We start from the raw sequence: 12,749 nt of genomic DNA, 5'->3' as shown, positions 1-12,749 counted from the left end.
AAACGGACCACTGAAGCATCCACCGCGGGGCGCACCATCATGTCAACGCTTTCCTCCGAACGACTGCAGTCCGCCGCACGCAAGGAAGCGTCGTGGGTAGTGGGCGCGCTGCGCCAGTTCCTCGCCAATCGCTGCCCGTCGCTCGCGGCGAGCATCGCGTTCTACTCGGCGTTTTCGCTCGCGCCGACGCTCGTGATGGTGATTGCCGTGGCCGGCTGGTTTTTCGGCGACGATGCCGCGCGCGGCGAACTCTTCCGCCAGGTCCACAACGTGCTCGGCGACGACGCGGCCGCGGGCATCACCACCATCGTGCAAAACGCGCACCGGGCGGGCGGCAAAGGCGGCGCCGCGGCGATCATCTCGCTCGCCTTGCTCGTGATCGGCGCTTCCGCAACCTTCTCCTCGCTCAATTCCGCGCTGAACATCGTCTGGCCGCCGGACGGGGAACGTCCCTCCAGCGTGATGGCGCTCGTGCGCGTGAGGCTCATTTCATTCAGCCTCGTGCTCGGCGTCGCGTTCCTGCTCATCGTCTCGCTCGTGCTCGACACGGCCATTACGTTCGTCGGTCAGTGGCTCTGGGGCAATTCTCCTTATGTGATCATCGGCAACCTCATGCAGCTTGGCGTGGGGCTCGTGGTGTTGACCGTCGCGTTCGGCGCCCTGCTGCGCTTCCTGCCCGACGCCAACGTTCGCTGGCGCGACGCGATGGTGGGCGGCATCGTCGCGGCGGTCCTGTTCTCGGCGGGCAAGAAGCTGTTTGCGCTCTATCTCGCGCACGCGGGCATGGCGACGGCCTTCGGCGCCGCCGGCTCGCTCGCGGTGTTGCTCATGTGGCTCTATTTCTCGGCGGCTGTGCTCCTGCTCGGCGCGGAATTCTCGGCCGCGCGCGGCCGCATGCACGATCCGCGCGGAGCGTGGGGTTTCCTCGAGGAAACGCCGCCCGGCAGCCGCGCCAAGCTAGCCTCGGTGCTCGCCGCCTCCACCATCGTCGCGCGGGACGACACGAAGCGCGCGGACCCCGCCGGAGCGCCGGCGCCGTCGGCCGTGCCGATCGGAAACGGCGGCGCAGGCATTACGGCAATGCCTTCGGCCTTGGCGGCGGCCGTTGCAGCAGACAAATCGACACTATCGGAAACGCGGCTCGGCGCGATTGGGCGCGCGAGCGCACATGGCGGCGTGTTCGGAAGGCTGAAATCGGGGTTGCACATCCGCCGTTCGGTGGTGCGCATGGAAAACAGCGCCACCTACGCGGCCGCGCTCACGCTGGTTCACGCGGGCCGCACGGTCGTCGCCGCTGACCGCTATGTGAAGCGCCACCCATGGGGTTCGGTGCTGTTCGTCGCGAGCGCCGCGCTCGCCGTGACGGCCGCCGGCAGGCGCCGCCACCCCAATGCGGCCGCGCCAATTGAGGCCGCTACCAAAGGTCGCGCCAAGGGGAAAAAATAACGGCTGTTTACGGAACTTTTATCAAAAACAACAATAATGCTCGATCAACAATCGAATATTTCTTGAAACGGCATAATGGACGGAGGCCCCGTCTGACAAGGGCTTCTGGCCGGTGTCAGGTTTTCGCGACAATCTTTATTTTTTCATTTCAGGTCGCCTGGCCTGCTGCGTTATTCTCCAACGCGCAACAACTACACAATTTCTGCGTGGAGAAAACAGAATGAAACGAGTCGCTCTCTCGACCCTCTCGCTGGCCCTCTTGGCCGCAGCTGGCACCGCGCACGCTCAAAGCAGCGTGACCCTCTATGGTGTGATCGACGAATCGATCCAGTGGGCCCACAACACGATGGACGCCAACAAGGCCAACAAGAATCTGGTCGGCCTGGCCGGCGGCAATCTGTCGGGCAACCGCTGGGGCCTGAAGGGCACGGAAGATCTGGGCGGCGGCCTCAAGGCAATTTTCCAATTGGAAAGCGGCTTTGACATCAACAGCGGCAAGATGGGCAAGTACAACGGCAACACGGCAATCTTCGGCCGTCAAGCATTCGTTGGCCTGTCGCACGACCAGTTCGGTACGGTCACGTTCGGCCGTCAGTACGACCCGCTGGTCGACATGGTTCAGCCGCTGACGGGCGACAATTACTTCGGCAGCACGTTCGCAACCCCGGGCGACGTCGACAACAACGACAACAGCTCGCGTACGAACAGCGCAGTCAAGTACGTCTCGCCGGTTCTGCAAGGCTTCCAGTTCGAAGGCATGTACGCGTTCGGCGGCGTCGCTGGCGCAACCGGCTCGGGTCAGAGCTGGGGTGCAGCTGCAACGTACGGCATCGGCTCGTTCAACGTTGCGGGCGGCTACTTCCGCATGGACAACGCGTCGTCGCCGGCATCGCGCGCAGCTAACGGCGGCTGGGCTTCGGGCGCAACGTCGGACGCCATGTTCCAGGACGGCAGCCAGATCACCCAGGCTTACGCTTCGGCCAAGTCGGTTGGCATCGCTTCGGTCGCTGCACAATACGTCGCTGGTCCGTTCACGTTCAGCGGCCGTTACAGCAACGTTCAGATGCGCACGGACGGCGCTTCGGCATTCCCGTCGAACCAGCGCTTCAACGTTGCTGGTGGCTTCCTCGGTTATCAGCTGAACCCGGCCCTGCTGCTTGGCCTCGGCTACACCTGGACGCACGGCTCTGGCGACACGTCGAACACGTACAACCAGGTTTCGCTCGGCGCGGACTACAACCTGTCGAAGCGTACGGACCTGTACGCTGTTGCGGCTTATCAGCACGCCAATGGCACGCAGCGCGACAGCGCGACCACGACGTCGACGGCCGGCGCATCGATCGGTTCGTACGGCTTCAACTCGGCTTCGAGCTCGCAGACCCTGGTCAGCCTGGGCATCCGCCACAAGTTCTAAGCAACGCTTCACTCCGGGCTTCGGCCCGGCGCCGGAACTGGCTGACGAGCCATTCCGGCGCAGAAGCCAGACCGCGCAGCTATAAACGACACGCGGCACAAACCAGCCTACGGCGCAAGCCCCGGCTGGTTTTTTTATGCCCGCCGGGTTTTAGAAGGAATCCACCGGGGGGTGTGCACGCACGGCCACGACTCGCGCCGTTTACATGCCTTTTACGCGAGCGAAAGGCTCAGCGCAGCCGCGACAGCGCGGCGGCGGCGTGACACACGAATGCGTCGCCCAGCGTCGTCGCCGCGCGCTGCGCGCCGCGCACGACGTGGAGCGCGCTCGAGAGCGCGGGCGTGAAACGCTTCACGCTCACCCGCGCGCTCGCGTGCTGGGCGGTCAGCGCGTCGACGAGCGCGATGCCCACCCCGCTTCCACCGTCCCCACGACCGATTGCGCGCGCGCCGCTTCGACGCCGGGCTCACGCGCCACGCCGCATTCGGCAAAGTGCCGGTCGATGGAGAGGCGGGCCTCGCTCGCCGCGGCGAATGAAATGAAGCGTTCGCCCGCGCAGTCTTGCGCTGAACCACGCGTTTGCGCGCGAGCCGGTGTCCGCGCGGCACGATGCAGCGCAGCGGCCATTCACTCAGATACTCGAGACGCGCCAGGATGCGCGACGGCTTGCGCGACGAAACCGAGATCGCAGCGTTGCGCCGCCACGCGCTCGGCCATCGCGGCGGCCTCGCCAGTCAGCAGTTCGAAATCGACGCCTTCGTGCTCGCTCGCAAACGCCGCGGCCACGCGCGGCAGGAAGTCGGTGCAAAGATCCGCCGAAGCACGCGCACAACGCCGCGCCGTTGCGCGCGAATCTGCGCGGCCGCCTGAGCCACGCGCTCGAAGCCGAAGAACGCGTGCTCGACTTCGTCTTGCAGCGTATGGGCGTCGACGGTCGGCAGCAAGCACCCCTGGCGCCGCTCGAAAAGTGCGAACCTCACCTTGGCTTCGAAGTCGGCAAGTAAACGGCTCACCGCAGGCTGAGAAATGCCGAGCTTTTGCCGCAAGCGAGGCGGTGCCCCGCTGCATCAGAGCGCGAAACGCTTCCACCTGGCGCAAACTGAGGTCGGCTGTCTGCATAACACTGTGCTATGGACAACTTAACTATTTGATCTACGGCATCGTTTACATACGACGTAGATGACAAATTACAACTTGATTTCTCGAACATCCTATCTGATGTCGGCCATAACATAAGGACATAGCATGGCAGTGGCCGTGCGCATTGCACGCACCAAATGAAAAATCCCCGTGAGCTCGACACCAACGGGGATTTTTTGGTACTGACGGATAACCGCTACCCTCAGGTCGCGGCTTGAAGCGCAATCAGCGCAATCAGGCTGCTGCTGCGTCCTTCAGCTTCTTCAGGGCGCGCGCCTTGATGCGGACCGATGCGGGCTTCGCCGGGAACCAGCGCTCTTCGCCCGTGAACGGATCCTTGCCGAAGCGCTTCTTCTTCGCCGGCACGGCCTGGACGACGATCTTCAGAAGGCCCGACAGCGTGAATTCGCCAGCGCCCTTCTTGTGGACCGAACCGAGGATCGTGTCTTCCAGCGCGGCGAGCACGGCCTTGGCAGCCTTCGGCTCGACGCCTGCACGTTCAGCGACGTGGGTAGCCAGCGAGGCCTTCGTGAAGGTGTCCTTGATCGGCGTCGGTACGCCGGACGCCTTCACGGCGACCTTCTTAGCTGCGGCCGTCTTGGTGGCGGGCGCTTTCTTTGCGGCAACCTTCTTGGCCGGGGCAGCTGCCTTTTTTGCGGCCACTTTCTTTGCGGAAGTCGGCATGTTTCTCCTACCAGTGTTGGTCAGTGAATCGAAGAAGCACTGCGGAATGCACGTGCTTCAACGGCGGATTCTACATACGCGCAAGCGTTTTGCGTGAAGCTTTTGCATTGTCGTTACGATTTTGTTGCGCGGCGCTGACTCTCGATCACATTTTGACGCCTGTTTACAGGGGTAAACGTGCACCTGACGCGCCCGAATCGATCACGGACGACGCGCTGCGGCCGACGCGGCGCACGGCGCGTTCGTCAGGAAAGCGCCATACGTATGGCGTTTTTGCATGATTTCGGCTGCCACGCCGATGTCGCCGCGACGGCAGAATGCAGTCAAAGCGTGCGCAGCAGCGTGGCGAGCGACGTCAGCGCGGCGTCGATACGCTCGGCGTCGACCCCACCGTAACCGAACAGAAAACCGCTCTGTACAGGTGCTTCGAGATGAAACGGCGCGAGCGGATGCAGCCCGATCGACGCGCGGCGCGCGGCCTGCGTCACCGCTGCGGCGTCGAGCGGCGCGACGAGCCGCGCCGCCAGGTGCAACCCCGCGATGTTGGGCATGACGGGTTCGAGCCACGGCGCAAGCGGTCCGCGCAGATGCGCGAGCAGCACGTCGCGGCGCTGCGCATACATCTGATGCATGCGCCGCAAATGACGCGCGAAATGGCCGTTGAGCATGAAGTCGGCGAGCGCCGTCTGCGTGAGCACGCAGCCGTGGGCATCGCCAATCTGCCGCGCGCGGGCGAGCGGTGCGGCCAGCGCGGCAGGCGGCACCACGTAGCCCACGCGCAGTTCGGGGAAGATGGTCTTCGAAAACGTGCCGACGTAAGCCACGAGACCGGCGTTGTCGAGGCTCTTGAGCGGCTCCAAAGAGCGGCCCTCGAAGCGGTATTCGCAGTCATAGTCGTCTTCGATCACGAGCGCGCCGCACGCCTGCGCCCATGCGAGCAGCGCGACGCGCCGCTCGAGATTCAGCGGCATGCCGAGCGGAAACTGGTGCGACGGCGTGACGTACACGAGCCGCGCCGCCTTCGGTAGCCGCGCGACGACGAGCCCGTCGCGATCCACCGGCACTGGCACGACCTTCGCGCCCAGCGCGGCAAAGATATCGCGCGCGGGCGGATAGCCCGGGTCCTCCACGACCACGACGTCGCCGGGTGTGAGCGTCACGCGCGCGAGCAGATCGAGCGCTTGCTGCGCGCCCTGCGTGACGATCACGTCCTGCCAGGTGCCCTGCACCGCGCGGTTGAAGGCGAGATAGCGCGACACCGCAAGGCGCAGCTTCTCCTCACCCGCCGGATCGCGATACAAGCCGTAACCGCGCGCCTGAACGCGCAGAGCGTCGTTGATGCAGCGCCGCCAGATGTCGAAGGGAAAGCGCGACTTGTCGGTGACGCCGCCCGCGAAGTCGCAGGCGAGCCGTGTATCGAGGCGCGGCAGCGAACCGTGCAGCGCCTCGGCTTGCGCGTGCCACCACGGCGTGGCCTGCGCCGCACGCGGCGCCTTCCCGGCACGCGCGATCGTGATGGCAGCGGTCGCCGCGCGTATCTGCGGATTCGGATCACCGCGCTCGCGCGCGGGCAGGCGTTCGAGCGTTTCGGCCACGAATGTGCCCGAACCACGCCGCGAGTTCAGATAGCCTTCGGCGAGCAGGCGTTCGAATACGTCGAGCGTGGTCTTGCGCGAAACGCCGAGCTGCAAGGCGAGATCGCGCGTGGACGGCAGGCGGGTGCCGCCGGCCAGACGGCCATCGACGATGCTGTCACGCAACTGGCGATAGATCTGGCCGGCGAGGTCGCGACGGCCCGACACGGTGACGTGGAGTTCCATGATGATGCTGCAGGTAGCGCTCGACGGGGGTGAAAGTGGTCACCCGAAATATTGCCAGAATGGCTATGTGAACGCGCCAGCACAACGCCTAAAGTGCCCCTGTGGTTACGCAATTCGCAAGTCCAACGCATCGTTGTCAACGTCGCTGTCGAAGACAGCGCCACGAAATTCAACTCGACAGGTGAACGCTCATGCAAGCACGTCTGGATTTCTACAAGGCCAGCCCCGAAGGCACGAAGGCCATGATTGCGCTCGAAGAGCGCGCGAGCAAAAGCTCGATCGAAAAGCCGCTCGCGGAACTGGTGCGCCTGCGTGCTTCGCAGATCAATGGCTGCGCCTACTGCGTGGACATGCACACCTCAGATGCGCGCAAAGGCGGCGAAACCGATCGCCGGCTCGCCACGGTATCGGTGTGGCGCGAGACGCCATTCTTCACCGAGCGCGAGCGCGCGGCGCTCGAATGGACCGAATCTGTCACGCTGCTCGCGCAAACGCACGTGCCCGACGAAGTGTGGGAACGCGTGAAGCCGCATTTCAGCGATCGGGAGATCGCTGACCTCACGCTGCTGATCATCGCGATCAACGGCTGGAACCGCATCGCGGTGACGTTCCGCAAGATGCCGGCCTGAGTTCGAAGCAGCAAGCGCGCTGCTTACGCTGTGGCTAATTAAGCCGCGGCTGAACGCGGCGCGTGTCTCGATCACCGAGTGCTTCCATGCATGGCTCGCGCGCCGCTGGCAGTTTTTGCGCGGTTTTTGGCATGGTTGTGGAGCGGCGCAAGATTACAGTGATTCCCGAATCATCGGCACACCGTCGGCCTTTTCGACAGTCCAACCTTGACCGGGAACATCACATGGCACTGCAGATCGGATTTCTCGCATTTCCCAACGTTCAACAGCTCGACCTGACCGGTCCGTACGACGTGCTCGCCTCGATGCCGGACACCCGGGCGCGGCTCATCTGGAAGACGCTCCACCCGGTGCGCTCGAGCACCGGCCTCATGCTCACACCCGACACGACCTTCGAGGACTGCCCGCCGCTCGACGTGGTCTGCGTGCCGGGCGGCAGCGGCGTTTCTCAGTTGATTCCCGACGACGAGACGCTCGCCTTCCTGCGCCGCCAGGCGAGCACGGCGCGCTACGTCACCTCGGTTTGCACGGGTGCGCTCGTGCTCGGCGCGGCCGGGCTGCTGCGCGGACGCCGTGCGACCACGCATTGGGCCTTCCACGAACTGCTGGAGCCGCTCGGCGCGCTGCCCGTGAAAGCGCGCGTGGTGCGCGATGGGAACGTGCTGACCGGCGGCGGGATCACCGCGGGTATCGATTTCGCATTGACGCTCGCCGCTGAACTGATCGGCGACGAGGCCGCTCAGGCGCTGCAGCTCGAACTCGAGTACGCACCCGCGCCGCCGTTCGATGCGGGCGACCCCGCCACCGCGCCGCGCGCAATCGTGGAAAGGTTGCGCGCGCAGACAGCTGCGTCGCTCGCCGAGCGCGCGCGAGTAGTCGCAGCGGCGGCCGCGAAACTCGGCGCCTGAGTGCCCAGCGAGGCCGCCGGGGTCGCCGCTGCGGTTACCAGCAAGCCAGGGTCAGCGCTTGCTACCGTCTTTTGTGGGGATCGATTACATTGAGCAACGGGCGCGCCGCAGCCATGCGCGCCCGTCCTCCCAGCCCTGGGTAAGTCATTCAAACCAATCATTAGGGAAATCAATGCGCTCCACCACCAGCAAGCTGACTCTCGCCGCGGCAACCGCCGCATTCCTGATCGGCGTTGCCGCGCCGGCATTCGCGCAAACGGAAGCCAGTGCACCCGCCGCCGCCGCGGCCTCGCAACCGCTCACCAAGGAACAGAAAGCACAGGCCAAGGCTCAGGCCAAAGCGCAGCGCAAGGCCGAGCGCAAGCAAGCCCGCGCGAAGAACAACGCCGAGTTGAAGAAGCTGGAAGACGCGGGCTACAAGCCGGCGCTGAACGACCCGAACTATCCGCAGAACCTGCAGGACGCACAGAAGAAAGCTAACGCTGCTGCTGGCGCCAGCCAGTAATTCGCGTCAGCGGCCGTTTTAACCGGCCGTTTTGCCGGTTAAAACGCCTCCACCATCACGTTGCCCGCCTCACCCGCAGCATGCTGCAACGCTGCACTTGCCCCGCCTTCGCGCTCGCCCGCTCCCGCCGTACACACTAAACGCTTCATCAGTCGAAAGGCAGTACGATCCGCGAAGCGAATGCGCTGACTCGTCCGCAAGCCGCCACACCGCCGCCGTCGACGCTGCATGCGCTCTGCCAGAAGCGACACGCGAGCCATGCCGCGTGCATGCCCAACATGGAGTCATCGCCATGAACGCACCCCAGCCAGCCGCCAACGCGAGCGCAGCGCCACAGAAAAGAGGCATACCTGTGGGCCTGATCGCGGGCGTGATCGCGCTCGTCGTCGTGCTTCTGCTGCCCCTGCCCGATAGCCTCCCGCCCGCCGGCCAGCGCATGCTCGCGATCCTCGCGTTCGCCGTGGTCGTGTGGCTCACCGAAGCGGTGTCGTACGAAGCGAGCGCCATCATCATCACCTCGCTCATGGCGTTTCTCGTGGGCACCGCGCCCACCATCGAAAACCCCGCGGTCGACTACGGCACGAACAAAGCCATCAGCATGGCGCTCGCGGGCTTCTCCAATTCCGCGCTCGCGCTCGTGGCCGGCGCACTCTTTATCTCCGCGGCGATGACCGTCACCGGGCTCGACCGGCGTATTGCGCTCGTCACGCTCTCGCTGATCGGCACGACCACGCGGCGCATCCTGATCGGCGCGGTCGCCGTGACCGTCGTGCTCTCGCTCGTGGTGCCGAGCGCCACCGCGCGCAGCGCCTGCGTCGTGCCGATCATGGTGGGCGTGATCTCGGCGTTCGGCGTGGACAAGCGCTCGAACATCGCGGCGGGCATCATGATCGTGGTCGCGCAGGCCACGAGCATCTGGAACGTCGGCATCCAGACCGCCGCCGCGCAGAACCTGCTTACCGTGGGCTTCATGGACAAGATGCTCGGCGCACGCGTGACGTGGCTCGACTGGCTGATTGCGGGCGCGCCCTGGGCGATCGTGATGTCGGCCGCGCTGCTCTTTATCGTGCTGAAGATGCTGCCGCCCGAAGCCGACGCCATCGCGGGCGGCAAGGAAGCCGTCGAAGCCTCGCTGCGCGAACTCGGCCCCATGACGGGCCCGCAAAAACGCCTGCTCGGGGTTTCCATCGGCCTGCTGCTCTTTTGGGCGACCGAAGGCAAGCTGCACCCGTTCGACACCACTTCGGTCACTTACGTGGGGCTCGTGCTGCTGCTGCTGCCGCGCTTCGGCGTGATGGACTGGAAGACCGTGCAAAGCCGCATTCCGTGGGGCACGGTGATCGTGTTCGGCGTGGGCATCAGCCTCGGCACGGCGCTGCTCACGACGAAGGCGGGCCAATGGCTCGGCGACCTCGTCGCGCATCACACGGGGCTCGACACCGCCACGCCGTTCATGGCCTTCGCGATTCTCTCGGCCTTTCTCATTCTCATCCACCTCGGTTTTGCGAGCGCAACGGCGCTCACCTCCGCGATGCTGCCGATCCTCGTGTCGGTGCTGCAGTCCATGCAGGGCGACTTCAACCGGCTCGGTCTCACCATGCTGCTCGGGTATGTCGTGAGCTTCGGCTTCATCCTGCCGATCAACGCGCCGCAAAACATGGTGTGCCTCGCCACCGAAACGTTCACGGCGAAGCAGTTCGCGCGCGTGGGCATCGTGCTGACCGCCGTCGGCTACGTGTTGTTGCTGCTGTTCGCCGCGACGTGGTGGCGCTGGCTGGGCTGGATCTGATCACTGCACGCGAACGCTGCACCGTTAGCAAGGAGCCGCTCATGGAAGTCAAGATCGACGACGCACGCCGCTTCGCCACGGCCGTGCTCACGAACGTCTCGGTGCCCGAGGACATCGCCGCCGACGTGGCCGACCATCTGATCGAATCGGACCGCGTGGGCTACGCGAGCCATGGCCTGTCGATCCTGCCGAACTACAAGCGCGTGCTGGCCGCGGGTTTCGTCACCGCCGACGGCCGCGCCGAGCGCGTCGTCGACCGCGGCAGCCTGATCGGCTACGACGGCCACAGCGGCTTCGGCCAGCACATTGGCAAGGTCGTGATGGAAGACGCGATCGCCCGCGCGCGCGAACATGGACAGTGCATCGTGACGCTGCGTCATAGCCATCACCTGGGGCGCATGGGCCACTACGGCGAAATGGTCGCGGCGCAGGGCTACGTGCTGCTCGCGTTCACCAACGTGGTGAATCGCGCGCCGACCGTCGCGCCGTTCGGCGGGCGCGAGCCTCGGCTCACGACCAACCCGCTGTGCTTCGCGGGCCCGCTGCCGGGCGGGCGGCCGCCCTTCGTCGTGGATATCGCCACGAGCGCCATTGCCGTGAACAAGGCGCGCGTGCTCGCCGAAAACGGTCTGCCGGCGCCCGACGGCTCGGTGATCGACGCGAACGGCCAGCCGAGCACGGACCCCCACGTGCTGTTCGCCGACCCGCCCGGCGCGCTGCTGCCGTTCGGCCTGCACAAGGGCTATGCGCTCGGACTCGTGGCGGAACTGCTCGCGGGCGTGCTCTCGGGCGGCGGCACGATCCATCCGGACAATCCGCGCAACGGCGTGGCGACCAACAATCTGTTCGCGCTGGTGCTCGATCCGCAGGTGGATTTCAACACGACGTGGCGCTCGCAGGAGGTCGAGTCGTTCCTCGACTATCTGCTCAGCTGCCCGCCGCAGGATCCGGCGCAGCCGGTGCAATACCCTGGCCAGTACGAAGCGGAGAATCGAGAACGGCACATGCAGACGATCACGCTGCCCGACTCCGTGAGAAAGCCTTTCGCCGATATCACAACCGAACTGGGCATCGCGCCGCTCACGGCGATTTGAAGCTGTCCAACCCGACACCGTAAACAGAAAAAACCGCGCGAGCCCTGCGGGACTCGCGCGGTCGTTTCATACGTTGCGCTTACCTCACACGGCAACCGCGCCCACGTAGTTTTCGGCCATCGCGGTCGCGGCGGCGCGCGAGGTGGTGACGTGCTCCAGTTCCGCAACCTGCAGGCGCTGTTCGAACGGCGTGGCGTCGTCGAGGCGGTGCATCATGCGCGTCATCCAGTACGAGAAGTGTTCGGCGCGCCAGATGCGGCGCAGCGCCGTTTCGCTATAGCCATCGAGCAGATCGGTGCGGCCTTCCTTGTAGAAGGCCACGAGCGCCGCGGTCAGCACGCGCACGTCCGCCACCGCGAGATTGAGGCCCTTCGCGCCGGTCGGCGGCACGATATGCGCCGCGTCGCCCGCGAGAAAGAGGCGCCCGTGCTGCATCGTGGTCGTAACGAAGCTGCGCATGCCGACGATGTTCTTCTGGAAGATCTTGCCTTCCACCACCCGGTGGCCTTCGCGCGAATCGACGCGTGCGTGCAACTCGGCCCAGATGCGGTCGTCGGACCAGTTGTCGACGTCGTCCTTCGGATCGCACTGGAAATACATGCGCTGCACGTTCGGCGAGCGCGTGCTGACGAGCGCGAATCCGCGATCGTGCCGCGCGTAGATGAGTTCGTCGGAAGTGGGCGGCGCCTCGACGAGAATGCCGAACCAGCCGAACGGGAACACCCGCTCGTAGTCCTGGCGCAGCGTTGCCGGAATCGAGGCGCGCGACACGCCGTGGAAACCGTCGCAGCCGATCACGTAGTCGCAGTGCAGCTCGTGCGCCTCCCCTTCGAGCGTGAAGCGGATCGACGGCGTGCTGGTTTCGACGCCGTGAATCGACGTGTCCGAGACATTGAAGAAGAGTTTGCCGTCCGCGGCCACGCGCGCGGCCACGAGGTCCTTGAGCACTTCGTGCTGCGCGTAGACGGTGATGGCTTTGCCCGTGAGGCCAGTGAGATCGATGCGGCGGCGCTTGCCTTCGAACGCGAGTTCGAAGCCGTGATGCAGCGCGCCTTCGGCCTTCATGCGCTCGCCGACGCCCGCTTCGGTGAGCACGTCCATCGTGCCTTGCTCGAGCACGCCGGCGCGTATGGTCGATTCGATCTGCTCGCGGCCACGCAGCTCGAGCACGACGGAGTCGATGCCGCGCAAATGCAGAAGATGGGAAAGAAGCAGGCCCGCGGGCCCGGCGCCGATGATGCCAATCTGAGTGCGCATGAGATGTCTCCTGATGCGGCGTTGCTTGAATTGATTTTTCGCAAGTTTCGCCGCTACGCCCGT

13 protein-coding genes are annotated in these 12,749 nt (G+C 65.3%); 7 read left to right on the top strand and 6 right to left on the bottom strand.

Annotation, left to right across the window (positions count from 1 at the left end; translation table 11 throughout):
* Positions 1-39: 39 nt before the first annotated feature.
* Positions 40-1,446, top strand: coding sequence for a YihY/virulence factor BrkB family protein (locus tag M3I53_RS22545; protein ID WP_254318066.1), 1,407 nt, complete (start codon positions 40-42; stop codon positions 1,444-1,446).
* A gap of 220 nt (positions 1,447-1,666) precedes the next feature.
* Positions 1,667-2,860, top strand: coding sequence for a porin (locus tag M3I53_RS22540; protein WP_254318065.1), 1,194 nt, complete (start codon positions 1,667-1,669; stop codon positions 2,858-2,860).
* Positions 2,861-3,089: 229 nt separating this feature from the next.
* Here the strand turns inward: M3I53_RS22540 and M3I53_RS22535 are convergent, their stop codons facing one another.
* From M3I53_RS22535 to M3I53_RS22515, 5 genes are all read right to left on the bottom strand, one after another.
* Positions 3,090-3,272, bottom strand: a complete 183-nt coding sequence (locus M3I53_RS22535) for a hypothetical protein (protein WP_254318064.1) — start codon at positions 3,270-3,272, stop codon at positions 3,090-3,092.
* Between the two features lie 215 nt (positions 3,273-3,487).
* Positions 3,488-3,646: a hypothetical protein gene (locus tag M3I53_RS22530; RefSeq protein ID WP_254318063.1), complete on the bottom strand. Its 159-nt coding sequence runs from the start codon at positions 3,644-3,646 to the stop codon at positions 3,488-3,490.
* Positions 3,595-3,873: a hypothetical protein gene (locus M3I53_RS22525; protein WP_254318062.1), complete on the bottom strand. Its 279-nt coding sequence runs from the start codon at positions 3,871-3,873 to the stop codon at positions 3,595-3,597. The genes M3I53_RS22530 and M3I53_RS22525 overlap by 52 nt, the downstream gene beginning before the upstream one ends.
* Positions 3,874-4,234: 361 nt before the next feature.
* Positions 4,235-4,684 (bottom strand): HU family DNA-binding protein, encoded by a 450-nt coding sequence (locus tag M3I53_RS22520; protein ID WP_069266248.1) that lies wholly within the window; start codon positions 4,682-4,684, stop codon positions 4,235-4,237.
* Positions 4,685-5,007: 323 nt separating this feature from the next.
* The gene (locus M3I53_RS22515) at positions 5,008-6,504 is read right to left on the bottom strand and encodes a PLP-dependent aminotransferase family protein (RefSeq protein WP_254318061.1); all 1,497 of its coding nucleotides are present in this window, start codon (positions 6,502-6,504) and stop codon (positions 5,008-5,010) included.
* Positions 6,505-6,695: 191 nt separating this feature from the next.
* Between M3I53_RS22515 and M3I53_RS22510 the strand changes: the two genes are divergently transcribed.
* From M3I53_RS22510 to M3I53_RS22490, 5 genes are all read left to right on the top strand, one after another.
* Entirely contained in the window at positions 6,696-7,133 is a 438-nt protein-coding gene (locus tag M3I53_RS22510) for a carboxymuconolactone decarboxylase family protein (RefSeq protein WP_254318060.1), read from the top strand.
* 224 nt (positions 7,134-7,357) lie between these two features.
* Positions 7,358-8,041, top strand: coding sequence for a DJ-1/PfpI family protein (locus tag M3I53_RS22505; protein ID WP_254318059.1), 684 nt, complete (start codon positions 7,358-7,360; stop codon positions 8,039-8,041).
* A gap of 172 nt (positions 8,042-8,213) precedes the next feature.
* Complete coding sequence (locus tag M3I53_RS22500; RefSeq protein ID WP_254318105.1) at positions 8,214-8,546, top strand: DUF4148 domain-containing protein; 333 nt, start codon at positions 8,214-8,216, stop codon at positions 8,544-8,546.
* 292 nt (positions 8,547-8,838) lie between these two features.
* Complete coding sequence (locus M3I53_RS22495) at positions 8,839-10,335, top strand: DASS family sodium-coupled anion symporter (protein WP_254318058.1); 1,497 nt, start codon at positions 8,839-8,841, stop codon at positions 10,333-10,335.
* Positions 10,336-10,376: 41 nt separating this feature from the next.
* Entirely contained in the window at positions 10,377-11,429 is a 1,053-nt protein-coding gene (locus tag M3I53_RS22490; RefSeq protein WP_254318057.1) for an Ldh family oxidoreductase, read from the top strand.
* Positions 11,430-11,513: 84 nt separating this feature from the next.
* On the opposite strand, the gene M3I53_RS22485 is transcribed toward M3I53_RS22490, so the two are convergent.
* Positions 11,514-12,686 carry a 4-hydroxybenzoate 3-monooxygenase gene (locus tag M3I53_RS22485; RefSeq protein ID WP_254318056.1) on the bottom strand — a complete coding sequence of 391 codons (1,173 nt, stop codon included), beginning with the start codon at positions 12,684-12,686 and terminating at the stop codon, positions 11,514-11,516.
* Positions 12,687-12,749 lie beyond the last annotated feature (63 nt).

Source organism: Paraburkholderia sp. CNPSo 3272 (assembly GCF_024206495.1).
Taxonomy (GTDB): Bacteria; Pseudomonadota; Gammaproteobacteria; order Burkholderiales; family Burkholderiaceae; genus Paraburkholderia.
This window is presented reverse-complemented; position numbering and strand designations above follow the sequence as displayed.

What these genes read in the sequence shown, in the direction of transcription:
- M3I53_RS22510 (WP_254318060.1), top strand. Translation starts at nt 6,696, where the DNA reads ATGCAAGCACGTCTGGATTTCTACAAGGCCAGCCCCGAAGGCACGAAG.
- M3I53_RS22520 (WP_069266248.1), bottom strand. Translation starts at nt 4,684, where the DNA reads ATGCCGACTTCCGCAAAGAAAGTGGCCGCAAAAAAGGCAGCTGCCCCG.
- M3I53_RS22540 (WP_254318065.1), top strand. Translation starts at nt 1,667, where the DNA reads ATGAAACGAGTCGCTCTCTCGACCCTCTCGCTGGCCCTCTTGGCCGCA.
- M3I53_RS22500 (WP_254318105.1), top strand. Translation starts at nt 8,214, where the DNA reads ATGCGCTCCACCACCAGCAAGCTGACTCTCGCCGCGGCAACCGCCGCA.
- M3I53_RS22490 (WP_254318057.1), top strand. Translation starts at nt 10,377, where the DNA reads ATGGAAGTCAAGATCGACGACGCACGCCGCTTCGCCACGGCCGTGCTC.
- M3I53_RS22495 (WP_254318058.1), top strand. Translation starts at nt 8,839, where the DNA reads ATGAACGCACCCCAGCCAGCCGCCAACGCGAGCGCAGCGCCACAGAAA.
- M3I53_RS22485 (WP_254318056.1), bottom strand. Translation starts at nt 12,686, where the DNA reads ATGCGCACTCAGATTGGCATCATCGGCGCCGGGCCCGCGGGCCTGCTT.
- M3I53_RS22545 (WP_254318066.1), top strand. Translation starts at nt 40, where the DNA reads ATGTCAACGCTTTCCTCCGAACGACTGCAGTCCGCCGCACGCAAGGAA.
- M3I53_RS22505 (WP_254318059.1), top strand. Translation starts at nt 7,358, where the DNA reads ATGGCACTGCAGATCGGATTTCTCGCATTTCCCAACGTTCAACAGCTC.
- M3I53_RS22515 (WP_254318061.1), bottom strand. Translation starts at nt 6,504, where the DNA reads ATGGAACTCCACGTCACCGTGTCGGGCCGTCGCGACCTCGCCGGCCAG.